Below are 24565 nucleotides of genomic sequence, written 5' to 3' on the forward strand. Positions count from 1 at the left end.
GTCACCGGTCGCCGCGGATCCGGCGCCTCCGTCCCTCCGGGGCGGGGGCGCCGTCGCGTTCGGCCCGCCGCGCGCGGCGACGGCGGCTCCCGCGCACCGCCCAGACCCCGGTCAGGACCATCAGCGGGAACACCACCAGGATGAGCAGCGGCAGCAGGATCGCCACCATCGACGTCAGGAAGCTGACCACGTCCTCCAGGAACGACACGACCGGGGCGGCCATGCCGAAGCTCATGGAGTTGAGGACGGGGCGGGCCAGGGTCTTGACGGCGTGGAAGGCCAGTGCGATCACCATGCCCGCGACGACCGGGCCCCAGCTGACACCGTCACCGGTCTCGGCCGCGGTGGTGGAGGCGGTGCCGGTGAGGTCGGCGAGGTCGACCGCGGAGGCTCCGGCGCCGAAGGTGATGCCGCCCGCGGAGGGCCGGACCACCGTCTGGACGACGTCGTTGACGCTGTCCAGGGCGGGAACCTTGTCGGCGGCGAACTCGACCACCAGGAGCACGGTGAGGGTCACGAGGGTGATCGGGTGTTCGAGCCACGCCCAGGCGGCGCCCAGGGGGACCAGATCGGTGAAGCGTGCGATCAACCCGACCGCGAGGAGGGGAATGTAGGCGTTGAGCCCTGCCGCTGAGGACAGTCCCAGGCCGGTGAGGGTGGCGATCATGGCTTCCTTCGTGAGCTCCGTGCGACGGCGGGAGCCGCGCCCGGGCGCGGTCCCCGCCGTGACGCCGTCCTATCCGGAGTGGACGCTCGCCAAGCCCCTCTGGTTTCGCCGCCCCCGCTATTGCCAGTACTGCTCGACCTCCGGCTTCGGGCGGACCTCGGCCTCGTCGGGGTCCTGTCCGTGCTCGCTGCGCGCGCGCCGCTGGCGGAGCAGGTCCCAGCACTGGTCGAGCGACTCCTCCACCTCCCTCATCCGGGACCGTTCGGTCGGTTCCAACCCTCCGGGTCGTTCGCGGAGCGTGTGCTCCTCGTCCATCAGGGCCCGGATGGTCGCCAGGATCTCGTTCTCGGCACTGTGGCTCATACCGCCATGGTCGGTCCGTGACGTGCCCGGGGCAAGACTCCGTGCCACGTCTTACCGAGTGCGGACCCGGAGTTGACGAGCGCCCGCGCACGGGATCCGTCGCACGGCGCCCGATACCCCGATTGTCTGGGAAACTCCTTCTACGGCCGTGTTCACGGCACGGAGCGGCGAGTGGGAACGAGCGCGCGGAATGCCGTCCGACTTTCCGCGGTTGGATACCTTGAGGGGGTATGGTTATGGCATCTGATCAGGGACGACACGGGGACGACGGCATGGTGGGCAACCACGGTTACAGCGACGACAAGCAGAGCCACATCAACCGGCTGCGCCGCATCGAAGGACAGATCCGCGGCCTGCAGCGCATGGTCGAGGACGACCAGTACTGCATCGACATCCTCACGCAGACCTCCGCGGTCAACAAGGCGTTGCGGTCCTTCGCGCTGTCCATGCTGGACGAGCACCTCAAGCACTGTGTGGCGAACGCGGTCGCCAACGGCGGCGACGAAGCCGACGAGAAGGTCCGCGAGGCCTCCGACGCCATCGCCCGGCTGGTCCGCTCCTGAGCGACGAATGACCGGTTCCGGCCGTCTTCGGACGCCACGGGCCGGTCGGCGCACCACCGCCTATTCTGGGCGCCATGCCCCCCGAGGATCAGCCGCGTCCCCCCGCGCCCAACCGCCGTTCCACCGCCCTGGAGCGGCGGTTGGCCGTTCCCGTCCTGGTCGCGGCGGTGGTGTCCGTCCCGGCGCTCTTCCTCGGCGTCTGGGGCGAGGGGGCCTGGGCCACGGCCGGTGAGCGGATCAACTGGGCCGCCGGCATCGTCCTGTGGGCCGAGTGGATCATGCTGATCGCGCTGGCCGACAACAAGCGGGAGTGGCTGCGCACGCACTGGTGGGCGACCGCCATCGCGCTCGTGACCGTGCCCGCCGTCCTCTTCGCCCTCGGTCCGGCCCAGGTCCTGCGGCTGGTGAGCACGTTCAAGGCCCTTCCCGTGCTGCGCGTCACCCGGATCATCGAGGCGGGCGGCATCCTGCGCCGCCGCATGGGCCTGACCGGCCGACGCGGCCGGGCGGCGGCCGTGGCGACCACCGTGCTGGCCGCCGCGTTCGTGACCGCGGTCCTGGCCGACCCCGACTCGGCCGGCCGCGGCCACCTCGAGGAGGCGATCGCCTTCCTGGGGCTCTGGCCGACCGCGCTGGCGGTGGCGATCACCGTGGCCGCCACCGCCGTGGTCCTTCTCTACCGCTGGCGACGGGTCCGCGCCGTACGGGCGGACACCGGCGCGCGGCGACCGCCTCAGTCGTCCCCGTAGCGCTCGCGCAGGTTCTCCAGCAGGCGGGCGCCCTCGCGCCCCGCGCTCTCGGTGTCGAGGTAGTCCACGTGCTCGTTGGCCACGAAAGAGGCCGGGCGCCCGTCATCGGCGAAGCCCAGGCGCGAGACCTCCCCGCCGGTGGCCGCCCTGATCGCCCAGTTGGCCATGATGCGGGCCCGGGCGGGCGCCGAGGGCACCGCCGCCAGGTGGTAGCCGCGGGTGACCGCCAGCGCGGGCAGACCGGTGAGCTCGTACTTGAGCACACGGGCCAGGGCGTCCTTGCCGCTCAGGTCCACGACCAGTCCCATGTCGCGGTGCCGGAACTCCTGCAGCGGCCGCCCCAGGATCGAGGCGCACACGTTCTCGGCCGCGGTCGCCGCCTGCCGGCTCGCGTACTGGGCGGTCGGCGGGCAGTACGGGGTCTCCGGGTGGGACAGGTTGGGCACCGCCGCCGCGTCCCCGAGCGCGAACACCTCGGGCAGTCCCGGGACGCGCAGATCGGAGTCGACCTCCAGGCGGCCGCGCTGGGTGGGCTTGCCCAGCGTCTCCATGAGCGGGCTGGGCGCCATGCCCGCGGTCCAGATGAGCGTGCGGCAGGGCAGCGCCCGGCCGTCGGTGAGGACCACCTTGTCGGGAGTGACCTCGCGGACGCTCACCTTGAGCTTGACCTCGATCCCCATCGAGCGCAGCATGTCCAGCGCCCGCCGGCCGAGCCGGTCGCCGAGCTCCGGCAGCACCTTGGGCGCGATGTCGACCAGGTGCCAGCGGATCACCGACCGCAGTTCGGGATAGCGCCGGGCGGCCTCCTCGGTCAGACGCATGAGCGAGGCCGCGGTCTCCACACCGGTGTAGCCGCCGCCGACGACGATGAAGCGGCAGCGCTCCTCGCGTTCGACCGGGTCACGGCTGTCGTTGGCCAGTTCCAGTTGGGCCAGGACGTGGTCGCGCAGCAGCACGGCCTCGGCCAGGGTCTTGGCCCCGTAGGCGTGCTCGGTCAGGCCGGGGATGTCGAAGGCACGGGTCAGTCCGCCGGGAGCCAGGACCAGGCGGTCGTAGCGCACCGGCGCCAACTCTCCTGTGGGCCGGCGTACGACGACCGTGCCGTCGGCGGTGTCGACGCCGACGGCGTGCCCGGGGATCAGGCGGGTGTCCCGGGTGAGCCGGTGCACGGACATCGCCACCGACTGGGGTGTGATCAGGCCCGAGGCCACCTGGGGCAGCAAAGGGCTGTAGAGCATGTAGTCGTGGGGTGCGACGAGGGCGATGTCGGCCGCCCCTGTCGGGATACGGCGTTCGAGGTGCCGCAGGGTGTGGACACCGCCGAAACCCGCGCCCACCACCACGATCCGAGGCCGAGACATTGGTACACCGCTCCTTCTTCGTGTCGTGGTGCGATACGTCCGTCACGCCCGGACGAGGCCGGGACGTGGGGCGTACCCACTTCACCGCGGCACAATGTACGGGCGGCGGCACCGTTCGTGTGCACTCCCGCGCGGGACGTTCCGCGCTCTTTGTCCGTCTTTTGTCGTGGAGCGAAAAGGAATACCGCCGCTTCTCCCCCATGTAACCCCCGCATGACCACGCGGCACGCAGACTTGTGACTGTGTGTGGTCACGCGACTGCAGATGCGTGACCCTCTCATCGGAAGGACTGACAACGCGTATGCGTGCGTTCACGAAGATCGCCGTCGCCACCGCCGTGGCCGGCGGACTGTCCATCGCCGGGTCCGGTGCCGCCCTCGCCGAGCCGCCGCCCGAGGACGCGGCCGTCGACGCCGTCGAGGGCGTCGAGAGCGCCGAGAGCGGGGTCGAGGGCGTCGAGAGCGCCGGGGAGACCGCCGGGGAGACCGCCGACGAGCTGTCGCCGGAGGCTCTCGCGCTGCTGGAGGACGAGGACGTCGTGGCCCTCCTGAGCGACCCGGCCGTGGTCGAGCTCCTCGGTGACGAGGACGCCCTCGCGGTCATCGCCGAACTGGCCGCCATGGAGGACCCGCTGGGCGCGCTGGACGCGGTCGAGCTGCCGGAGGCACCCGCTGAGCTGCCGGACGCCGAGCTCCCGGACGCCCCGGTGGAGGCGCCGGAGGCGCCGGTCGGCGGTGTCGACGACGTCACCGGCGCCCTGCCGTAGGGCCCGCCGGGCACGGGGGCGGACGGTCGCGAGGACCGTCCGCCCCCGTTCCGTGTGCCCGTGGGGAGGGCGCGCTAGGGCGTGTACGTCGGATGCCGCCCGTCGCGAGCGGCGCATCCAGTGGTGGCCTCGCAAGGCCGAAGAAGGAAGCATCCTGGTGTGGCTGTTGACTGATGAGAACGCAGTGAGGGTGCCGCTGGGGCGTCGCGCAGCAGGGTGAGTGTCCGTCATACACGCCCTAGAGCCGAGGGACCGTGCCGCCGGCCGCGGTGGCGGCGGGTGCGCCGGGGATGGTGGCCGGGGCGGTGAGCGCGGCGGCCCCCATGGTCAGCAGCAGGTCGGCCATCTCCTGGCGGCCGAGGCCGCCACGGCTGTGCGGGGTGGAGTTGAGCAGGCCGAACACGGCGTGCACGGCGGCGCGCAGGACGTCGGCGGAGTCGTGGGGCCGCAGATCGGCCAGCACACCGACCCACTGTTCGACGTAGCCGCGCTGGAGCCGGCGGACGCGGTACTGGTCGTCCTCGGTGAGGTGGCCGAGCTCGCGGTCGTGGACGGTGATGAGCGCCGGCTCGTCCAGGGCGAAGGCGATGTGGCCGCGCAGGAGCAGGTCCAGCGCCTCCCGCGGTTCCCGGGCCGCGGCCACGACCTCCGCCCCCCGCCGGGCCAGCCGGTCGCTGACGTCGACCAGGACCTCGCCCAGCAGGGCCTCCTTGCCGGGGAAGTGCCGGTAGAGGGCGGGACCGCTGGTGCCGACCGCGCGGCCGAGGTCGTCGATGGTCACCCCGCGGAAACCGCGTTCGGCGAACAGCTCCGCGGCCGCCCCCAGGATCGCCGTCCGGCGCTCCCCCGTCGGTCTGGACCCCATGTCCGTCCGCCTCTCCCGCGGTCGTCGCGCGTCCGTTGGCGCGCTGGTCTGGACACACATGTTAGTAGTTACTAACATCACTCATGTTAGTGAGCATTAACATCCCTCCACGAGAGGACACCATGAGCAGGGCACCCGTGCTCGGCTCGGCGGTGGACACCGCCGGGCCCGCGTTCGCCGCCAACGACGCGGCGAACCGCGCCCTCGCCCTGGAGCTGCGCGAGCGGATCGCGACCGCCGCCCTGGGCGGCCCGGAGAAGACCCGGGCACGACACGTCGAACGCGGCAAACTCCTGCCGCGCGACCGCGTCGACCTCCTCCTCGACCCCGGTTCGCCCTTCCTGGAGATCGCGCCCCTGGCCGCCTACGGGCTCTACGGCGCCGACGGCCAGGACGCGCCCGGCGCCGGCATGATCGCGGGCGTGGGCCGGGTCGCCGGCCGCCCGACGGTCGTGGTCGCCAACGACGCCACGGTCAAGGGCGGCAGCTACTACCCGATGACGGTCAAGAAGCACCTGCGGGCGCAGGAGGTGGCACTGCAGAACCGTCTGCCGTGCGTCTACCTCGCCGACTCCGGCGGCGCGTTCCTGCCCATGCAGGACGACGTCTTCCCCGACCGCGACCACTTCGGGCGCATCTTCTACAACCAGGCCACCATGTCCCGGATGGGCATCCCGCAGATCGCCGCGGTGCTGGGCTCGTGCACGGCCGGGGGCGCCTACGTCCCGGCGATGAGCGACGAGGCCGTCATCGTCCGCGACCAGGGCACCATCTTCCTGGGCGGCCCGCCGCTGGTGAAGGCGGCCACCGGAGAGGTGGTCACCGCCGAGGAACTGGGCGGCGGCGACCTGCACTCGCGCGTGTCCGGCGTGACCGACCACCTGGCCGACGACGACGCCCACGCCCTGACCATCGTGCGGCGCGTGGCCGACACCCTCGGCCCCCGCGGCGAGCCGGCCTGGGAGGTGCGCGAGCCCCGCCCGCCGGCGCTCGACCCGCAGGAGCTGTACGGCGTGGTGCCCGCCGACACCCGCACGCCCTACGACGTGCGCGAGGTCATCGCCCGGGTGGTGGACGGCAGCGAGTTCACCGAGTTCAAGGCGGAGTACGGCACCACCCTGGTCACCGGGTTCGCGCACATCCACGGGCATCCCGTGGGCATCATCGCCAACAACGGCATCCTGTTCGCGGAGTCCGCGCTCAAGGGCGCCCACTTCATCGAACTGTGCGATCGGCGCTCCATCCCGCTGGTGTTCCTACAGAACATCTCCGGGTTCATGGTGGGCCGCGACTACGAGGCCGGCGGCATCGCCAAGCACGGAGCCAAGATGGTCACCGCCGTGGCCTGCGCCCGCGTCCCCAAGTTCACCGTGGTCATCGGCGGCTCGTTCGGCGCCGGCAACTACAGCATGTGCGGCCGCGCCTACTCTCCCCGCTTCCTGTGGATGTGGCCGAACGCCCGCATCTCCGTGATGGGCGGGGAACAGGCGGCCTCGGTGCTGTCCACCGTGCGCCGCGACCAGCTCACCGGGCGCGGCGAGGAGTGGTCCGAGGAGGACGAGGAGGCCTTCAAGGCGCCCATCCGCGACCAGTACGAGGAGCAGGGCAGCCCGTACTACTCCACCGCGCGCCTGTGGGACGACGGGGTCATCGACCCGGCCGACACCCGCGACGTGCTCGCCATGGCCCTGTCCGCCGCTCGCCACGCTCCGCTGGAGCCGGTGGGCTACGGCGTCTTCCGGATGTGAGGAACCCTTGACAACGACGTCCACACCCTCCGTACCTCCGGCACCCGTGCCCGCCACCGTCCTGGTGGCCAACCGGGGCGAGATCGCCCTGCGCATCATGCGCACGCTCCGCCGGATGGGCCTGGGCTCGGTGGCCGTGTTCACCGAGGCCGACACCGACGCCCCGCACACGCTGGCCGCCGACCGGGCGATGCGCGTGGACGGCTACCTCGACGCCGCCGCGATCGTCGCCGCGGCCGTGGAGAGCGGCGCCACGATGATCCACCCCGGCTACGGCTTCCTGTCCGAGAACGCCGCCTTCGCCCGCGCCTGCGCCGAGGCGGGCCTGGTGTTCGTCGGCCCGCCCGCCACCGCCATCGAGGCCATGGGCGACAAGATCAGTGCCAAGGACACTGTCGCCCGCGCGGGCGTGCCCGTCCTGGGCGGCTTCACGGAGAAGCCCGGGCAGCCGATGGGCGACGAGGAACTGCTCAGCGCGGCCCGCGACACCGGGTACCCACTGCTCATCAAGCCGTCGGCCGGCGGCGGCGGCAAGGGGATGCGCGCGGTGCACTCCCCCTCCGAGCTGGCCGACAGCGTCGCGGCCGCCCGCCGGGAGGCCGCCGCGTCCTTCGGCGACGCCACGCTGCTGGTGGAGCGCCTGGTCCAGCGCCCGCGCCACATCGAGGTGCAGGTCCTGGCCGACGCCCACGGCAACGTCGTCCACCTGGGCGAACGCGAGTGCAGCCTGCAACGGCGGCACCAGAAGGTGGTGGAGGAGGCGCCCTCACCGCTGCTGACCGCCGACCAGCGGGCCGTGATGGGCGAGTCCGCGGTCGCCGCGGCCCGGGCCTGCGGCTACGTGGGCGCGGGCACCGTGGAGTTCATCGCCGAGGCCGACCCGGACGGGGCACTGTCGTTCTCGTTCCTGGAGATGAACACCCGCCTGCAGGTCGAGCACCCGGTCACCGAGGAGGTCGTGGCGATCGACGGCGTGCGCGGCATCGACCTGGTCGAGCTGCAGATCCGCGTGGCCCGGGGCGAACCACTGCCGTTCGGCCAGGCCGACGTGTCGCTGCGGGGGCACGCCGTGGAGTCGCGGATCTACGCCGAGGACGCCGACCGGGGCTTCCTGCCCACCGGCGGGCCGATCCTGTCGCTCTCGGAGCCCGGGGGCGCGCTGGTGCGCGTGGACTCGGGGATCACCGAGGGCGGCGCGGTCACGTCGTCGTTCGACCCCATGCTCGCCAAGGTCATCACGTGGGGCGCCGACCGCGCCGAGGCGCTGCGCCGGATGGACGAGGCCCTGGCGGGCTACCTGCTCCTGGGCTGCGTCACCAACACCGCTTTCCTGCGCCGCCTGCTGCGGCACCCGCGCGTCCTGGCCGGTGACCTGAGCACCGACCTCATCGAGACCGAGCCCCCCGAGCCCGCGCCGGAGCGGGTGCCGCCGGAGGTGTACGCGGCGGCGGCGCTGGACCACCAGCTCGACCTGGAGGCGGCCGACGGCGCGACCGCGGACCGTTTCGCCCTCCCCGACGGCTGGCGCATGGGCGGGCCGGCCTGGACCCGGTGGCGGCTGCGCGCGCCCCGGCACGACTCCGCCGTGGTGCGGGTCCGCCGCACGGGGCCCGGCGCCTACCTGGTCCGGGTGGAGGAGGACGCGCCGCGTGTGCCGGGCGATCCGGCCGAGGCCGCGCGACCGGTCGAGCCCGTCGCGGCACGCGCCCACCGGTCCGCGGACGGGTCCCGGCTCACGGTGGGCTACGCCGGGCGCAGCCGCACCTACACGCGGGCCTTCGACCCGGCCACCGACCACCGGTGGCTCGGTGCGGACGGCACCGCGTGGACCCTGCACGAGGAGCCCGTGGCCGCCGCCCTGCGCGACGACGCCGCCGCGGGCGACGGCACCGTGCGCAGCCCCATGCCGGGGACGGTGCTCGCCGTGCCCGTCGAGGTGGGGCAGACGGTCACGGCGGGCACGCCGCTGGCCGTCGTCGAAGCGATGAAGATGGAGCACTCCGTGCCCTCCCCCATCGACGGAACCGTCACCACCGTGGCGGTCCGGCCGGGGGCGTCCGTACCGATGGACGCCGTCCTGGTCACCGTCGAGCCCGTCCCGGACGCGGCGGCGCACCCGCCGGCCGCCTCCGGCCCCGCCACCAGCGAGGAGAACCAGCGATGAACCGTCACGAGCTGTCGACCGAGCACGCCGACCTGAGGGCCGCCGTGGAGGAGTTCGCCCAGGCCGAGGTCGCCCCGGTCATCGGCGACTTCTACGAGAGGGGCGCCTTCCCCTACGACATCGTCGCGAAGATGGGGCGGATGGGGCTGTTCGGGCTGCCCTTCCCCGAGGAGCACGGAGGGATGGGCGGCGACTACTTCGCGCTGTGCCTGGCCCTGGAGGAACTGGCCCGGGTGGACTCCTCGGTGGCCATCACCCTGGAGGCCGGGGTGTCGCTGGGCGCGATGCCGCTGTACCGGTTCGGGTCCGACGACCAGAAGAAGACCTACCTGCCCCGGCTGTGCTCCGGAGAGGCGCTGGGCGCGTTCGGCCTGACCGAGCCCGGCGGCGGCTCGGACGCGGGCGCGACCCGGACCACGGCCCACCTGGAGGGCGGGGAGTGGGTGATCAACGGGACCAAGTCGTTCATCACCAACTCGGGGACCGACATCACCTCGCTGGTGACCGTCACCGCGGTGACCGGCCGGCGCGAGGACGGGCGTCCGGAGATCTCCGCGATCCTGGTGCCCGCGGGCACGCCCGGGTTCTCGATCGGGCAGCACTACTCCAAGGTGGGGTGGAACGCCTCCGACACCAACGAGCTGGTGTTCGAGGACTGCCGGGTGCCCGAGGCCAACCTGGTGGGCGAGCGGGGGCGCGGGTACGCCCAGTTCCTGCGGATCCTGGACGAGGGCCGCATCGCGATCGCCGCGCTCTCGGTGGGCCTGGCGCAGGGCTGCGTGGACGAGAGCGTGCGCTACGCCCACGAGCGGCAGGCCTTCGGGAACACCATCGGGCACTACCAGGCGATCCAGTTCAAGATCGCCGAGATGGAGGCCCGCGCGCACACCGCGCGGCTGGCCTACTACGACGCGGCCTCGCGGATGCTGGCGGGCGAGCCGTTCAAGAAGGAGGCGGCGATCGCCAAGCTCGTCGCCTCCAACGCGGCGATGGACAACGCGCGCGACGCGACGCAGGTGTTCGGCGGCTACGGGTTCATGAACGAGTTCCCGGTGGGCCGGTTCTACCGCGACGCCAAGATCCTGGAGATCGGCGAGGGCACCAGCGAGGTGCAGAAGATGCTCATCGCCCGCGAGCTCGGACTGCCCTCGTAGCGGGTCACGGGGCGTCGTCTGGGGCCGCGCGCGGTCCCCGACGACGCCCCGCGCCGGTCAGTCGTCCTCCAGGCGGCTGCCCAACTCCTCGGCGACCGCGTCCAGCAGGCCCCTGAGCTCCTCGTCGGAGAGCTCTTCGAGGTCGCCGGAGGGGTCGCCGGGCCCTTCGGCCGGATCGGCCGGGGCTTCGGCGGGATCGAGCGGCTCCCCGTCCTCGCCGTACTGGGTGCCGACCCCGCGTCCGTCGCTGTCGGCGAGCGAACCGCAGCGGATCTCGCTCCCGTCGGCCCGGTACAGGCAGGTCGCCTCGTCGCCCATCAGGTCACCGCGCCCCTGGACCCGGTACAGGATGTTCTGCTCGTTGCCGATGCTGGCCGACCACGTCTCACCGGAGGTCGGGGCGATCTCCATGACGACCAGGTTCTGCCAGTTGGGGATGTCCCGGTAGTCGGCCTGGATGCGCTGCTCGATGGCCGACGGGGACACCCACGCCTCCTCGAGTTCGTGGACGGTCACGGTGGCCAGCCCGCCGTCCTCCAGCCGCGAGGGGACCGTGGAGATCGCCGAGATGGACGTCGCCGACCCGCGCCGGGTCATCGGGGTGACCCACGCGGGGCCGTCCGTCGTCAGCAGGCCGAACTCGCTGTTGTTGCCCGAGGTGACCTCCTCGTCGGAGGGCTCCCATCCGGCCCGGCCGGCGATCCAGGCGCCGAAGCCGTCCATCGCGCTGGACGACGCGCGCTGGCGCTCGGCGAGCGTGATCGGGTAGGAGGGCCCGGGCACGTCCGCCTCCGCGGCGAAGGAGAGGTCACCGGTCGAACCGTCGTAGACGGCCACCCCGGCGGGCCGCAGGGTCACCGCGAACAGGCCGGTCTGGCGGGTGAGGGGGACCACGACCTTGGGCGTGTCCCCGTCGCAGAAGCTGTAGACGTCGTCCTCGGAGAAGCGCACCCACCGCCGCTCCTGGTTGATCTCGCGGGCGAGGTTCGCCCAGAGCATTCCGCCCACGCGCGCGTCGGCGGCCTCGGCGAACTCACAGGCCTCCCCCTCGCCGCGCCCCTGGAAGGGCACGGACTGCTGCAGCGTCGCCTCGTAGCCGGCGAACAGGCCGCGCCGGACCACGGCCGTGGTGAACAGCTCCTCGTCGGACAGGTAGCCGGTCCGCCCGATCTCGCCCGGGTACGCGCCGAGGTTGGAGCGCGCCTGGGCCTGGGCCACCGGGTAGGGGGCGCGTTCGGAGAACTCCGGTGGCGCGTCGGAGACCACCTCGATGCTCTCGGCGTACTCCCGGGTCCGCTGGTAGGGCGCGGCGAACGCGACCCAGACCAGGCAGCCGACCAGGCCGCCGATGCCGACGACCCAGGCCGCCGTGCGCAGGCCGGCGCCGTCGGTGCGTTCGGCGAGGGCCCGCAGAGCGGCGGTGAGCACGATCACTGCCGCCAACGGGACCAGGAAGGTCGCCATGGAGCGCAGGAACCAGACCAGGGCGGTGGAGTAGTAGGGGGCGACGAGCACCCAGAGTGCGGCGAGCGCCACCACCGCGAGGGTGATGGCGAGGGCTTTGGGGGAGAACCGCATGGATCGCTTTCGTCGGAGGAGAGGGGCCGAGTACTCGGACGCCCCCGAGGCGCGAACGGTTTCGCCCCGGGCAAGGCCTTCCCCGGCGCTCCCGCCGGGCCCGATGCCGTGTTCTCCCTGCCGCGCGACGCCCCGCACGCCCGTTCGCATCTGAGCGAGGGTCGGGCTCCGGGTGTCCGGGCTGCGCCGGTGGCCGGTTCCGGTCAGGTTGGAATGCGGGTGAGGACCGGGCCCCCGCGCACCGCGACCGCGCCGGCCCGCCCCGCCCCCCATGCCCCGCGAAGCCCGTGCCAGCAGCGGATTCACGCTGGTCGGGCGCGCGGCGGCGGCGCGAACGCCCCCGTGTGCCGCACGCGACGCGAAGAACGGGAGCGGCGCGTGGCGGCCCGTGGTGCCCGGGGGTCACCGGAGGACGACTCGAAGGGGTGACAAGCACTCGCAACCGACACAGAATGGACCCGAAAGGCCAGTGCGGGTCCCGTGATCACCGGATCCGACGACCCGCGGTGCGGGTCCCGCCGCGAGTCCATGGTCGACCATCTACCCGGCCGGAGGAGTCACCCGATGGAAGGCGTACTCGCCGTCATCGCCCTGGTCGCCGTCGTGGTCTCCGCGGGGGCGATCACCATCGCCGCGCACTTTCGCACCGAACGCTCCTCCGAGATGCGCGCCTGGGCACGCGAACACGGCTGGCACTACACCGAGCACCACCCGCGCCCGTTGGAGGACGCCGTCCTGCCCCGCCCGGTCCACGGCGAGAACGCCCGGGCCCAGCACGTCCTCACCGGTCGGCGCGGCCAGTACCTGGTCACCGCGTTCGAGCAGACCCACAACGCCTCCGTCCCGGACCGGCGCGGCACCGGCCGCGCCCGCCACACCTACCGCGTGGTGGCCGTGCGCACGCCCGGCCCGGTCGCCGACCTGGAGATCCGACGCCGGGACCTGGCCACGACCGTGCCCGACCACGGCGCCGACCTCGGTTCCGGCGGGGTGGACCCCGAGTTCGGCACCGCCTTCCACACCGTGGGCAGCGACACCGAGTTCACCCGCGCCGTCCTGGACCACGACACCGCGGCCTGGCTGCTGGCCGACTCCCGCTCCCGCTCGCTCCCGGTGCGCTTCACCGGTGACTACGTCCTGACCTGGGCCCCGATGGGCCTGGACCCGGACCGGGCGCTGACCGCCGCCGACTACCTCATCGAGCTCGTCAACCGGATCCCGGCCCAGGCGTGGCGGCGCCGCACCGCCGGCTCCTGAGGCCGGCCACGCCAGAACGGGCCGGAACTCCCCGTGAACGACCGTCGACGTGCGGTGTCCGTCATGTGGTCGGGATAAACTCCGGCTTGTCCCAACGCACAAGGAGAACGCATGAGCGACCCCAACGCGACCCACCGGATCTCGCGCGCGGACCTGTTCCGCGACGACGAGGAGGAGACCGCGACCACCCCGGACCCCAACGCGACCGCGCGCATCTCCCGTGAGGACCTCTTCCGGGACGACCAGGAGCCGCGGACGCCGCGGGAACGCTCCTGACCCTTCCCGGAACCCGCCCCGCCGCCCCGGGGCGCGCACCGTCCGCTGAGCGCCCTCTCCCCCGGCGCGCCCCCGGTGCGGACCGCCCCGGCGGCGAAGCCCGCCCGACTCGCGGCCGAGGCCGCGCCACCGATACCGACCCACGACAGCGAGGAGCGCCCGCCCGGATCCCCGGGCGGGCGCTCCTGTGCCGTGCGTCGCGATCCGCTAGCGGCGCTCGCGGACGGTGGCCACGATCTCGGCCACGGCCTCCTCGATCGGGACACCGTTGTTCTGCGAGCCGTCGCGGTACCGGAAGGACACGGCGTTCTTGCTGATGTCCTCGTCACCGGCCAGCAGCATGAAGGGGACCTTCTGCTTCTGGGCGTTGCGGATCTTCTTCTGCATGCGGTCGTCGCCGGCGTCGACCTCGACCCGGATGCCCTCGGCGCGCAGCTTGGCGGCCACCTCCCGGAGGTAGGGCACGTGCTCGTCGGCGATGGGGATCCCGACCGCCTGCACCGGGGCGAGCCAGGCCGGGAACGCGCCCGCGTAGTGCTCCAGCAGGACCGCGAAGAAGCGCTCGATGGAACCGAACAGGGCGCGGTGGATCATCACCGGGCGCTGCCGGGTGCCGTCCGCGGCGGTGTACTCCAGGTCGAAGCGCTCGGGCAGGTTGAAGTCCAGCTGGATGGTGGACATCTGCCAGGTGCGCCCGATGGCGTCCTTGGCCTGGACCGAGATCTTGGGACCGTAGAAGGCGGCGCCGCCCGGGTCCATGACCAGTTCCAGGCCCTGCTTCTCGGCGGCCTGGCGCAGGGTGTCGGTGGCCTCGGCCCAGACCGTGTCGTCGCCGATGTACTTCTCCGGGTCCTTGGTGGACAGCTCCAGGTAGAAGTCGTCCAGGCCGTAGTCGCGCAGCAGTTCGAGCACGAAGGTCAGCAGCGAGTCGAGCTCGTCCGCCATCTGCTCCTTGGTGCAGTAGATGTGCGCGTCGTCCTGGGTGAAGCCGCGGGCGCGGGTGAGGCCGTGCACCACGCCGGACTTCTCGTACCGGTACACCGTCCCGAACTCGAACAGGCGCATCGGCAGCTCACGGTAGGAGCGCCCGCGGGCGTCGAAGATCAGGTTGTGCATCGGGCAGTTCATCGGCTTCAGGTAGTAGTCCTGACCGCCGTCGAGCTGCATGGGGGGGTACATGCCGTCCGCGTACCAGTCGAGGTGCCCCGACTTCTCGAACAGCGCGCTCTTGGTGGCGTGCGGGGAGTAGACGAACTCGTAGCCGCTCTCCTCGTGCCGCTTGCGCGAGTAGTCCTCCATCACGCGGCGGATGGTGCCGCCCTTGGGGTGGAAGACGGCCAGGCCGGAGCCGATCTCGTCCGGAATGGAGAACAGGTCCAGCTCGGAGCCGAGCTTGCGGTGGTCGCGCTTCTCCGCCTCCTCCAGGAAGGCGAGGTAGGCCTTGAGGGCGTCCTTGTCCTCCCAGGCGGTGCCGTAGACCCGCTGGAGCTGGGGGTTGGTCTCCTTGCCGCGCCAGTAGGCGGCGGCGGTGCGCATGAGCTTGAAGGCCGGTATCGCCTTGGTGGTGGGCACGTGCGGGCCGCGGCACAGGTCCTTCCAGCACTGCTCGCCCGTGCGCGGGTGGACGTTGTCGTAGATGGTCAGCTCGCCCGCGCCGACCTCGACGCCGGCGCCCTCGGCGGCCTCGGCCGCGTCGCTGCCCTTGATGCCGATGAGCTCCAGCTTGTAGGGCTCGGTGGCCAGCTCGGCGCGCGCCTGGTCGTCGGTCACGACGCGGCGGTCGAAGCGCTGCCCCTGCTTGACGATCTGCTGCATCTTCTTCTCGATGCTCTTGAGATCGGCGGGGGTGAACGGCTCGGCGACGTCGAAGTCGTAGTAGAAGCCGTTCTCCACGGGCGGGCCGATGCCGAGCCTGGCCTCGGGGAAGAGCTCCTGGACGGCCTGGGCGAGGACGTGCGCGGTGGAGTGGCGCAGGATAGCCCGGCCCTCCTCGGACTCGATGGCGACGGGCTCGACGACGTCGCCGTCGGCCAGCTCGTGCGCGAGGTCGCGCGGCTCGCCGTTGACCAGGGCGGCGATGACGGTCCTGCCGTCGGCGTCCAGCGCCTGTCCCGCCGTGGTCGTGGCCGCCACCGCACGCGGGGTTCCGGCGAGGGTGATGTGCAGCTCAGGCGCGGCGGACACGGTGACTCCTAGAGGTGGCGTGGTTCGGGTGGGACACCAGGGCGCGGCGCGCACACGATCGCGTGCCACCACCGCGGGCGGCCTGGCGTTTCGCCTTCGATGCTATCGGCTCCCGACCGGAGCCGCTTCGGCCGTCCACAGGCCGCTCGCCCGGGGCTTCGCGCACACAGGAGGGGACGATTCGGTCGGCATGATTCGGCCACCCCACGCGATCCGCCCATCGACGGCCAGATCAGTGACAGGGGCACGCACAGGGACGATCTGTCATGAATCATCACGTTCGCCGGAGCTCGTCCACAGCGTGTCGGAAGACCATTGATCACGGATGCGAGATCGGTGACAATCAGCAGACATCCGATGTCCTCGTCAGCCGACCGAATGCCCCCAGTCACTCCGACCGAATACTGTGAGCGCATGTCACCGAGCCCATCGAGCGGCCCACCGGCCCCGGAGACATCCCCCACTCACCATGCCCATGTCCGACGATGGCGGCGCCTGCGAGCGCGGCTGCGCCTGTTCCGCAGGCGCATGCACACCCATCCGGCCCTTCACCTTCCCTGGCGTGTCCTCGTCGGCACGATCGGCACCGTCGTGATCCTCGCGGGGCTGGTCATGATGGTCTTCCCCGGTCCCGGAGTCGCCGCCCTGCTGCTGGGCCTGGTCATCCTCAGCACCGAGTTCCGGTGGGCGAACCGGCTGGTGCGGCCCGTGCGGGTGTGGAGCCGGCGCGTCGAGCGCTTCGGCCACCGCAAGAAGGACGAGTACCTCGCGCGCTGGCGGTCACGCCGCGCCGCCAGGACGCGCGGGACGTCTCCGCGCCTGGAATAGGCAGGACCGATTCACCGGTTGGAGCGATCCGAAATCCGGCGCCGGGCACGACCCTTCACGTTGCCCGGTGCCGGCCGGGCTCAACCACGAAAGAGGGGCCGACTCCGTGGGATACGGAGTCGGCCCCTCTTCACTGTGGGCGATACTGGACTCGAACCAGTGACCTCGTCGGTGTGAACGACGCGCTCTAGCCAACTGAGCTAATCGCCCTGAGCTGCTGCCCCGCCCGCCCTCTCGGCCGGACAACAGAAACTCTAGCGCATGTTCCAGGGTGGTCCGCGCACACCGTTCCACCGGACGGCCGAAGCATTGTGTGACAGAGGTCACATCAAGCTACCGTCGGGTTCTGGGAAGCGACCTCGGCCCGCCGTATACCCCGCTCACAGCGGGAGTTCCCGCCCCCGCTCACCCGCTGGGGAAGACCAAGTCATTACCATTACGTGACGCGGGCCACGCGACATGGGGAAATCTTTGGTTTCCCCTGGTCATTACAGTGACGAAGGATCGTGGAGCCGCCATGCGGCGCGCTGGACCCGCTGGGCGGGCAGCGAGATCTCCGGTCCCACCCGATCAAGAAAAGTCTCCGTACTCACGTCATAGTCCGCGGACGAGCGCGTTGGAGCGAGTGAGACGGCAACCGACCCGCGCCGGAACAGCAGGGCCGGACGAGAAAAGGTTTGGCGAACATGAACAGTAGCGACACCACTGCCACCGCCGAGCTGGGCCTGCGGCTCGTGGTCCCGGAGCGCACCGCGGTCCCGCTGGTCGCACGGCTCGACTACGGCGCGAACGACCCGTACGCGATCCGGGTGGCCTTCCACACCGGCGAGGACACCCCCGTCGAGTGGATCTTCGCTCGCGAGCTCCTGACCGTGGGCATCGTCCGCCCGGTCGGCGAGGGCGACGTGCGCGTGTGGCCCTCCAAGGACGACAGCGGCGAGCGCACCGTGAGCATCTCCCTCTCCTCCCCCTTCGGGCAGGCGGAGTTCGACACCCAGGTGTCCCCGCTGGCGGAGTTCCTGCACCGCACGTACGAGATCGTGCCCGCCGGACAGGAAGCGCAGTTCGTGGACCTCGACGAGGAGATCCAGCAGCACCTGTACTCCTAGGCACGACGACGGCCGAGGGGCGGCGCCCGCAGCGCCGCCCCTCGGTCGTGCGCGGCGCGGGTCAGGGGTCCAGGCGCTCGGCGGCGTGCTCGGCGAAGACCGCCGCCGCCTTGGCCGAGACCGGCCCCACGCCCGCGGAGACCTGGCGGCCGTCGATGTGCAGGATCGGCTGGACGTCGCGCCCGGTGGAGGTCAGGAAGGCCTCGGAGACCTCCGGGAGGCGCTCCATGGGGACGTCGTCCTCCTCACCGCCGAACCACTCCAGGACCAGCTCGCGGGTGATCCCCGCCAGCGGACCGGCCGACAGCGGCGGCGTCACGAGCCGGCCGTCCAGGACCACGAAGACGTTGCTGCCGGTGCCCTCGCACAGGTTCCCGGCGATGTTGCGGAAGATCGCCTCGCTGCCGCCCCGCTCCTTGGCGTAGGCCAGGGCGAGCACGTTGTCGGCGTAGGAGGTGGTCTTGAGCCCGGCCAGCGCGCCGAACTCGTTGCGCGGCCAGGGGGCCACCACGACGTCGGTGTGCGGCGGGATGCCCGGGAAGGGGCCCACCGCCACGATGGCCGTCTGCTCTCCCTGCGCGCGGTCCGACCCCAGCGGGCCGGCGCCGTCGGTGACCGTGATGCGCACACGCGCGTCGGTCACGTCCGGGTTGGCCTCCAGTGCCCGGGCGACGCCGTCGGCGATCAGGTCCAGGTCGGGCTCGGACATGCCCAGGCCCTGGGCCGACCGCGCCAGGCGGCGCAGGTGGCGGGTGAGCGCGAACGGTCGCCCCCGCTGGGCGCGCACGGTCTCGAAGACGCCGTCGCCGACGGTGATGCCGTGGTCGGAGACCGGAATGCGGGCCTCGGCCCCCTCGACGACCGCGCCCCGGCCGTAGCCGGCCCCAGCGATCCACACCCTCATGGCACTCCCCCAAGTTCTCGGCTGTCCGCGTGCACGCGGCGACACCACGATCCTCCCACTCGGGCGTGGTCGTGGCCGACCGCCGGACCAGGCCGGTCTACCCGGGACAACACGGTGTTGGCAAGGCCCCTGTCCGGCACCGGCCGTGATTCAGGTTTCCGAGGGATAGCGACGCGGGTGTCGGGGCAGGTCAGCGTCGTACGGAACAGCAGAGTGCCACCCTGGCGACACCGCTGGCCCCAGACAGATAAGTTACGAATGACTATCATCTGGGCAACGCTTATGCGGGACCAGTGACGGCTGGCCCGTGCCTTTCCCCCACAGAGGTCCGGCCAAAGGTCCAGAGTGCGCGCGTCCCCCCTCACGCCCGACAACAGACAGAGCAAAGAGAGACATGACCCCACCGAGCACCGCCCGTGGAGAACTCAGCTGGCTGCTGGACGATCTCCTCACCCGGGCCTCCGGTACACAGCACGCCATCGTTCTGTCCACCGACGGGCTTCTCATGGCCACCTCCAGCGGACTGGACCGACCCGCGGCGGAACACCTGTCGGCGATCGCCTCGGGCCTGCACAGCCTCGCGGGCGGCGCGAGCAAGCAGTTCTCCGCGGGGGGCATCCGGCAGAGCATCATCGAGATGGACCGCGCCTTCCTGTTCGTGGCCGCCGCCGGCGAGGGGGCGTGCATGGCCCTGATGTCGGACGCCGACAGCGACGTGGGGCTGATCGCCTACGAGATGAACAAGGTGATCGAGCGGGTCGGGCAGTACCTGTCCGCGCCGCCCCGACCCGACATGCCCTCGACGCCCGCGCACCTGGAGCAGTAGCCGGGCCGCCCTCCCCACCCGGCAGGGGTGTGACCGAGCCCGCCGGAATCCGATTTCGCGCTTGGCCGGGTATCCGCTAGAGTTCTTAACGCAGCGAGGGGGACGGCCGGTCGAACCGGTGAACGCCCCGGGAACTCGCCGCGCGGACGTGGCTCAGCTGGTAGAGCATCACCTTGCCAAGGTGAGGGTCGCGGGTTCGAATCCCGTCGTCCGCTCGGAAACGGTGTGTTCCGCCACTCTCGGGTGGCGGAGCGCATCGGGCCGGAGTCCGCTCCGGCCGCACGCGGACGTGGCTCAGCTGGTAGAGCATCACCTTGCCAAGGTGAGGGTCGCGGGTTCGAATCCCGTCGTCCGCTCGGAGAGGCCCATGCGGGTGTCACTCACGGCTCCCCCCGGTGCTTTCTGGCGGAGTGTCCGAGTGGCTTAGGTAAGGGACTGCAAATCCCTGCACACGGGTTCGATTCCCGTCTCCGCCTCGCTTGACCTCGTCCTTCGACGAGGCCGAGGGCGATTAGCTCAGTTGGTTAGAGCGCTACCTCGACACGGTAGAGGTCACAGGTTCGAGTCCTGTATCGCCCACCACAGCTTCTGCAGGTCAGAGGCCGTCCAACCTCACAGTCCTCCGGCGAGATCCACGTGCGGCGCCGCACCTCGGCTTCCTGCTCCTCCGCCCGGTGAAGAGCGGCTTCCTTCGTGACGAACCCGGGTTGTCAAGTTCAGGGCTCTGTCCCCCTTTCGGCTCTGTTCCCATTTCGGTGGTGACCACCAGCGGGCCGTAGTTCCCAGGGCCACCAGCAGCACCGCGACCAGCGCCCACCCCCACCAGGGGCTCTGGTTGAGCCACAGGATCACACCGGCGACCACCGCGACCGGCAGGAGGGCAGCCGGCGCCACAAGGGACTGAGCCCTCGCGGGGCACCGGCCGGTCGCGGCTTCCCCTTGTCGATTCCCATGTCTCTTTCTCACTTTCCGTTTCCTGCTCTGGGCCCCGGATCGAACACCCGCACGTCACGCTTCGACGGCGCAAGGGTCAGGGTCCTCCTCCTGCTCGGAGCCCGGGTCGTCGATCCCGCGGAACGCCGGGGCGACCAGGGCACCCAGGGCCGTGGCCCCGACGAGGACCGCGATCACGGCCCCGGCCACGGGCAGCCCGGCCACGGAGGCCACCGCCGCGAGCGGGGCGCTCGTCAGAGCGGGGGCGGAGAGCATCACGGTGTTCTGCGCGCCCAGCACACGGCCGCGCATGGCGTCCGGGGTGGCCTCGATGGTCAGCACACCGAGCACGCCTCCGGCCGGGGCGAAGAGGAACCCGGCCAGGGCCGCGCCGCCCAGCACCAGCCAGGGGGAGGCCATACTGCCCACCGCCGCGAAGCCGACCAGTGCGCCGACCATCCCGATCACGAACCACACCCGGCGGCGGACCCGGAGCGCGAAGGCGGCGTAGAGCATCGAGCCGCCGATGCTGCCCGCGGCGATCGCGCTCAGGGTCAGACCCGTCAGCTCGGGAAGGTTCTGCTCGGTGAAGTAGGCGGGCATGAGGGTGGTCTGCAGGACGCTCAGGACCGCGATGAACACCCCGGTGACCAGGGTGGAGCCGAGGACCAGCCGGTTACGGAACAGGAACCGCCAGCCGTCGGCCAGGTCGGCCGCCGCCCGGCGCAGTGCGCCCTCGGCGGCGTCGGCCGGGACGGGTTCCCGGGGCGGTACCCGTCCGGCTCTCGGGTCGAGCACGAGCGTGCTCAGTGCGGCGAGAAGGCTGGTCGCGGCGGCGGCGAGCAGGATCGCCGGGGACAGGCCGAACAGCGCGACGAGCAGTCCGCCCAGGCCGGGTCCGGCCAGCAGGAGCACGTTGCCCACGGTCTCGCGGACCGCGACCAGCTGATCAAGCCGGACCGGGCGCCCGTTCCGGCCCGGCTCCGTGTCACCGAGGCGGGCCAGGGCGGGCAGAAGGGTCTCCTGGGCGGTCATCCCCGGAACCCGGATCAACGCCCCGATCACGGCCATGGCCAGGAACCAGGCCAGGTTCAGGCCCCACGTCAGGTCGATGAACAGTAGTGCCGCCATCGACAGGGCGGTGAGCACGTTGGCGACGACCGACACCGCGCGCCGGTCGACCCGGTCGACGAGCAGCCCGGAGAAGAGCCCGGTCATCGCGGAAACGGCCATGCCCACGGTCGCCATGATCCCCGCCGCGAGGATGTCACCGGTGCGGTCGAGCACCAGGAGCGGTATCACCACGCTCGCGATCCCGGATCCCAGCAGGGACAGCGCGTAGGAGGTGAAGTAGATCGTCGGACTGCGGCGCACGGTCGCCGACCCCCTCAAGGAGTTGGTCGCGCGTGCCCGGGACTGTGGGCAGGCGCGAGCTGGTGGGACGGCTCCGTGAAGCACGGAGCCGCTGGGGACGAACCGGTCAGCGCCGCGGCTCGGCCGCGGAGCCGTCCGGCGCGACCAGCCGCTTGGTGGTACGTCGGAACGCCCAGACGATGACGAGCACCGCCACCACCGTGAGCGGGAACCCGGTCACCGTGTCGGCGACGGCCAGCCCGGTGGTGGAGTCGGCCAGGTACATCCACTGCCGTACGACGAACCGGGCGGCGAGCACGGTCGTCACCGCCAGCGTGGCCAGGTCGTGCACCCGCAGCGAAGGTCGGTCCTGACGCCAGGGGCGGGTGTTGCCGTGGAGGAGGTTCCATACGAGACCGGTCACCGGGCGGCGGGCGAGGACCGTGCTCAGGGTGAACAGAGCCAGGACCAGGGAACTCCAGATCCCGAACAGGAAGAAGTCGTTGGCCGAGCCGGTGGAGGCCGCGATGCCGCCGGCGGCCGCGACGGCGATCACCCCGCCCAGCGCGGGCATGAGCTGCTCCCCTCGCCACAGCCGGTAGGCGCCCAGGATCAGGGCCAACGCGATGGCGGCACTGATCGCGGCGGGTAGGGCGATGAAGGGGACGGTCGCGGCGAAGACCACGACCGGCAGGGCTGAGTAGACCATTCCCGACACTCCGCCCAGACCCTTGAGCACCTCCTGCTTCAGGTCCGCGGGCGGTTCGGCGCGGCCGTCACGGTCGTTGAGGCCGGGGTGATCGGTGTTCGCGGTCCTGGGCTGCTCGGTGACGTCGCGTGTGGGTTCGTGGAAGTTCACTTCGGGTGCTCCTGCCTGTGGCTCGCCGGGGTGGTGAGGTGCGGTGTGCGGCGGTCAGCTCCGCCCGGACCGTCCGCCCAGATGCTGGGCGATGAAGCGGTCGGCGGCCTCGAACACGGCCATCTGGTTCTCGGGGTTCACGAACCCGTGGCCCTCGCCCTCGACGACCATGTATTCGACCTCCACGCCGCGCGAGCGCAGGGATGCGACGATGTTGTCGGACTCTGCCTTGACGACCAGCGGGTCGTTGGCGCCCTGTACCACCATCAGCGGGGTGCGGACCTGGTCGATCCGGGTGATCGGCGAGCGGGCGAGCATGTCCTTCTCCTGTTCGGGGATCTCGGGGTCGCCGACGTACCGGTACCAGTTGTTGATCAGGCCGGGCCGGACGAACGGGGGCTGGGTCCGCATGAAGTTCGCCAGGTCCGAGATCCCTACGACGTCCACGGCCGCGGCGAAGCGGTCCGGAGTGAAGGTGACCCCTACCAGCGCCGCGTACCCGCCGTAGGAGCCGCCGACGATCGCCACCCGGTCCGGGTCGGCGTAGCCCTGGGCCACCGCCCAGTCCACCCCGTCGATCAGGTCGTCGTGCATCTTGCCCGCGAACTCGCCGATCGCGGCCTGGGTGTGCGCTTTGCCGAACCCGGTGGAGCCGCGGAAGTTGACCTGCAGCACCGCGTAGCCGCGGTTGGCCATCAGCTGGGCCGGGGGAAAGTACCCCCAGGAGTCGCGGGACCAGGGACCGCCGTGGACCAGCAGCACCAGAGGCAGGTTCTTCGGTTCCACACCGACTGGCAGGGTGAGGTAGGAGGGCAGGGTCAGACCGTCGCGAGCGGTGATGGTGACCGGGCGCATCGACGCCAGTGTCCGCGGGTCCAGGTGCGGGAAGGGCCGGAACAGCAGTCGGGACTCGCCGGTGGCGTGGTCGTAGAACCAGGTGGCACCGGGGTCCAGGTCGTGTTCGAAGGAGACGACCCAGCGCCGCCCCTCCCGGTCGAAGGACACGTGGGACAGGTCACCCTCGGAGAGCTTCTCCAGATTGGCCAGGACCTCGGCGAAGTGCGGATCCAGGGCGTGAACGACCTGGCGCTCGCCGAGGTAGCGCACCCCCAGAAGCTCCCCCTGATGGTCGCGGATCAGCGGATCGGGCACGGCGGGGTTGACCATCATGCGCGCGTCGACGTCGAAGGTCGGATGGCTGTCGACCTCGGTCTCCTCGCCGGTGGCCAGGTCGACCCGGACCACGCGGGTGCGGTCGGTAGCGCGGTTGGAGACGATCCACAGGCCGGTCCCGTCCGGCGTGATCTGCCACGGCGACCCCACGGGGTAGTCGGCGCCCTTCCACTCCAGGACCCTGTGCGGCTCCCCGGTGGCGGGGTCGCGGCGGGAGAACCCCACGTCGCCCTCGGCGGTCAGCTCGGACAGGAACAACGCGCCGTCCCCGGCCTGCACCCAGATCTTTCCGGGGCCGGGGCTCTCGGCCAGCAGGCTGAGTTCGCCCGTGGCGATGTCGAGCTCATGGGAGTCGAACATCCCGGCGGCTCGGGTGTCGAGCAGCAGGGTCACCTTCCCCGGGCGGACCGGGGAGGGGCCGAAGCCCATGACCGTCGCCCCGGGGAAGGGAGTGAGGTCGACCGCCTCCGACCCCGGGGTGTCGAGGTCGACTCGGTACAGGTGCCACCTCTGGTCCCCGCCGTCGTCCTGGAGGTAGAGCAGCCAGCGCGGGTCGTCGGCCCACTCGAAGCTCTGCACGCTGCGGGTCTCGTCGGCGGTGACAGCCCGCGGCTCGGATCCGTCCCCGAGGTCCTGGACCCAGATGTTGAGCCGGTTCTTCCAGGGCGCGAGGAAGGCCATCCGGGTGCCGTCCGGGGAGATCGACGCGTTGGTGCGCCGCGGGGAGTCGAAGAGGTCCTCGATGGTGTGGAGTTTGGGAAGTGCCATGTTGTCCGGTCCTTGCATCCGCGGCGTCGCCGGTGGTCGGGGTGTACTGCGATTCAAGTCGTCGGGCCGTTCGCCGGGTAGTGCCCCGCGTCAACGCCTCCGTATGCCGTTTGTGCG

The 24565-nt window shown here is 71.6% G+C and carries 21 protein-coding genes and 5 tRNA genes; 15 read left to right on the top strand and 11 right to left on the bottom strand.

From position 1 onward, the window contains the following. Position 1 precedes the first annotated feature (1 nt). On the bottom strand, positions 2 to 667 hold the full coding sequence (locus DFP74_RS01095; RefSeq protein WP_121179993.1) for a DUF4126 domain-containing protein: 666 nt from the start codon (positions 665 to 667) through the stop codon (positions 2 to 4). 117 nt (positions 668 to 784) lie between these two features. Beyond that, complete coding sequence (locus DFP74_RS01100) at positions 785 to 1030, bottom strand: DUF2630 family protein (RefSeq protein WP_121179994.1); 246 nt, start codon at positions 1028 to 1030, stop codon at positions 785 to 787. Positions 1031 to 1302: 272 nt separating this feature from the next. Here DFP74_RS01100 and DFP74_RS01105 point away from each other — a divergent pair, with 272 nt between their 5' ends. Further along, complete coding sequence (locus tag DFP74_RS01105; RefSeq protein ID WP_121179995.1) at positions 1303 to 1593, top strand: metal-sensitive transcriptional regulator; 291 nt, start codon at positions 1303 to 1305, stop codon at positions 1591 to 1593. A 74-nt stretch (positions 1594 to 1667) separates the two neighbouring features. Beyond that, positions 1668 to 2342, top strand: a complete 675-nt coding sequence (locus DFP74_RS01110) for a metal-sensitive transcriptional repressor family protein (protein WP_121179996.1) — start codon at positions 1668 to 1670, stop codon at positions 2340 to 2342. Here DFP74_RS01110 and DFP74_RS01115 read toward each other — a convergent pair. Next, the gene (locus DFP74_RS01115; RefSeq protein WP_121179997.1) at positions 2327 to 3703 is read right to left on the bottom strand and encodes an NAD(P)/FAD-dependent oxidoreductase; all 1377 of its coding nucleotides are present in this window, start codon (positions 3701 to 3703) and stop codon (positions 2327 to 2329) included. The genes DFP74_RS01110 and DFP74_RS01115 overlap by 16 nt on opposite strands. A gap of 301 nt (positions 3704 to 4004) precedes the next feature. On the opposite strand from DFP74_RS01115, the gene DFP74_RS01120 reads away from it, so the two are divergent. Continuing rightward, positions 4005 to 4469 carry a hypothetical protein gene (locus DFP74_RS01120; protein ID WP_121179998.1) on the top strand — a complete coding sequence of 155 codons (465 nt, stop codon included), beginning with the start codon at positions 4005 to 4007 and terminating at the stop codon, positions 4467 to 4469. 238 nt (positions 4470 to 4707) lie between these two features. Here the strand turns inward: DFP74_RS01120 and DFP74_RS01125 are convergent, their stop codons facing one another. Next, positions 4708 to 5334, bottom strand: coding sequence for a TetR/AcrR family transcriptional regulator (locus DFP74_RS01125; protein WP_121179999.1), 627 nt, complete (start codon positions 5332 to 5334; stop codon positions 4708 to 4710). A gap of 122 nt (positions 5335 to 5456) precedes the next feature. On the opposite strand from DFP74_RS01125, the gene DFP74_RS01130 reads away from it, so the two are divergent. The 3 genes from DFP74_RS01130 to DFP74_RS01140 all read left to right on the top strand — a co-directional run bounded on the left by DFP74_RS01130 (position 5457) and on the right by DFP74_RS01140 (position 10400). Next, on the top strand, positions 5457 to 7082 hold the full coding sequence (locus DFP74_RS01130) for a carboxyl transferase domain-containing protein (RefSeq protein WP_370013330.1): 1626 nt from the start codon (positions 5457 to 5459) through the stop codon (positions 7080 to 7082). Between the two features lie 97 nt (positions 7083 to 7179). After that, positions 7180 to 9246, top strand: coding sequence for a biotin carboxylase N-terminal domain-containing protein (locus DFP74_RS01135; protein ID WP_233571283.1), 2067 nt, complete (start codon positions 7180 to 7182; stop codon positions 9244 to 9246). After that, positions 9243 to 10400 carry an acyl-CoA dehydrogenase family protein gene (locus DFP74_RS01140; RefSeq protein ID WP_121180001.1) on the top strand — a complete coding sequence of 386 codons (1158 nt, stop codon included), beginning with the start codon at positions 9243 to 9245 and terminating at the stop codon, positions 10398 to 10400. Before DFP74_RS01135 ends, DFP74_RS01140 begins: the two co-directional genes overlap by 4 nt. Positions 10401 to 10457: 57 nt before the next feature. Here the strand turns inward: DFP74_RS01140 and DFP74_RS01145 are convergent, their stop codons facing one another. After that, positions 10458 to 11978 (bottom strand): hypothetical protein, encoded by a 1521-nt coding sequence (locus DFP74_RS01145; RefSeq protein ID WP_121180002.1) that lies wholly within the window; start codon positions 11976 to 11978, stop codon positions 10458 to 10460. Positions 11979 to 12542: 564 nt separating this feature from the next. Here DFP74_RS01145 and DFP74_RS01150 point away from each other — a divergent pair. Beyond that, the gene (locus tag DFP74_RS01150; RefSeq protein WP_121180003.1) at positions 12543 to 13235 is read left to right on the top strand and encodes a hypothetical protein; all 693 of its coding nucleotides are present in this window, start codon (positions 12543 to 12545) and stop codon (positions 13233 to 13235) included. 111 nt (positions 13236 to 13346) lie between these two features. Continuing rightward, positions 13347 to 13511, top strand: coding sequence for a hypothetical protein (locus DFP74_RS33730; RefSeq protein WP_199725438.1), 165 nt, complete (start codon positions 13347 to 13349; stop codon positions 13509 to 13511). Between the two features lie 207 nt (positions 13512 to 13718). On the opposite strand, the gene thrS is transcribed toward DFP74_RS33730, so the two are convergent. After that, a complete protein-coding gene (thrS, locus tag DFP74_RS01155; RefSeq protein ID WP_121180004.1) occupies positions 13719 to 15695 on the bottom strand; it encodes a threonine--tRNA ligase in 1977 nt (658 codons plus the stop codon). A 528-nt stretch (positions 15696 to 16223) separates the two neighbouring features. On the opposite strand from thrS, the gene DFP74_RS01160 reads away from it, so the two are divergent. Beyond that, a complete protein-coding gene (locus DFP74_RS01160) occupies positions 16224 to 16523 on the top strand; it encodes a PGPGW domain-containing protein (protein WP_199725440.1) in 300 nt (99 codons plus the stop codon). Between the two features lie 136 nt (positions 16524 to 16659). Here DFP74_RS01160 and DFP74_RS01165 read toward each other — a convergent pair. Continuing rightward, positions 16660 to 16733 (bottom strand) — tRNA-Val (locus tag DFP74_RS01165). A gap of 476 nt (positions 16734 to 17209) precedes the next feature. On the opposite strand from DFP74_RS01165, the gene DFP74_RS01170 reads away from it, so the two are divergent. Then, a complete protein-coding gene (locus DFP74_RS01170) occupies positions 17210 to 17632 on the top strand; it encodes an SsgA family sporulation/cell division regulator (RefSeq protein WP_121180005.1) in 423 nt (140 codons plus the stop codon). 61 nt (positions 17633 to 17693) lie between these two features. Here DFP74_RS01170 and DFP74_RS01175 read toward each other — a convergent pair whose 3' ends face one another. Further along, positions 17694 to 18536: an aminotransferase class IV gene (locus DFP74_RS01175; RefSeq protein ID WP_121180006.1), complete on the bottom strand. Its 843-nt coding sequence runs from the start codon at positions 18534 to 18536 to the stop codon at positions 17694 to 17696. A 394-nt stretch (positions 18537 to 18930) separates the two neighbouring features. Here DFP74_RS01175 and DFP74_RS01180 point away from each other — a divergent pair, with 394 nt between their 5' ends. From DFP74_RS01180 to DFP74_RS01200, 5 genes are all read left to right on the top strand, one after another. Beyond that, positions 18931 to 19362, top strand: coding sequence for a roadblock/LC7 domain-containing protein (locus tag DFP74_RS01180; RefSeq protein ID WP_053615136.1), 432 nt, complete (start codon positions 18931 to 18933; stop codon positions 19360 to 19362). Between the two features lie 142 nt (positions 19363 to 19504). Continuing rightward, positions 19505 to 19577: transfer RNA gene (locus DFP74_RS01185), tRNA-Gly, on the top strand. A 68-nt stretch (positions 19578 to 19645) separates the two neighbouring features. Then, positions 19646 to 19718, top strand: a tRNA-Gly gene (locus tag DFP74_RS01190). Positions 19719 to 19766: 48 nt separating this feature from the next. Beyond that, positions 19767 to 19838: transfer RNA gene (locus tag DFP74_RS01195), tRNA-Cys, on the top strand. 29 nt (positions 19839 to 19867) lie between these two features. Next, positions 19868 to 19944, top strand: a tRNA-Val gene (locus tag DFP74_RS01200). 426 nt (positions 19945 to 20370) lie between these two features. On the opposite strand, the gene DFP74_RS01205 is transcribed toward DFP74_RS01200, so the two are convergent. The 3 genes from DFP74_RS01205 to DFP74_RS01215 all read right to left on the bottom strand — a co-directional run bounded on the left by DFP74_RS01205 (position 20371) and on the right by DFP74_RS01215 (position 24448). Further along, positions 20371 to 21669: an MFS transporter gene (locus tag DFP74_RS01205; RefSeq protein ID WP_121180007.1), complete on the bottom strand. Its 1299-nt coding sequence runs from the start codon at positions 21667 to 21669 to the stop codon at positions 20371 to 20373. Positions 21670 to 21775: 106 nt separating this feature from the next. Next, the gene (locus tag DFP74_RS01210; RefSeq protein WP_121180008.1) at positions 21776 to 22507 is read right to left on the bottom strand and encodes a DUF3159 domain-containing protein; all 732 of its coding nucleotides are present in this window, start codon (positions 22505 to 22507) and stop codon (positions 21776 to 21778) included. A 54-nt stretch (positions 22508 to 22561) separates the two neighbouring features. Continuing rightward, positions 22562 to 24448, bottom strand: coding sequence for a S9 family peptidase (locus DFP74_RS01215; RefSeq protein ID WP_121180009.1), 1887 nt, complete (start codon positions 24446 to 24448; stop codon positions 22562 to 22564). Positions 24449 to 24565 lie beyond the last annotated feature (117 nt).

It is taken from the genome of Nocardiopsis sp. Huas11 (genome assembly GCF_003634495.1).
In the GTDB taxonomy this organism is placed as follows: Bacteria; Actinomycetota; Actinomycetes; order Streptosporangiales; family Streptosporangiaceae; genus Nocardiopsis.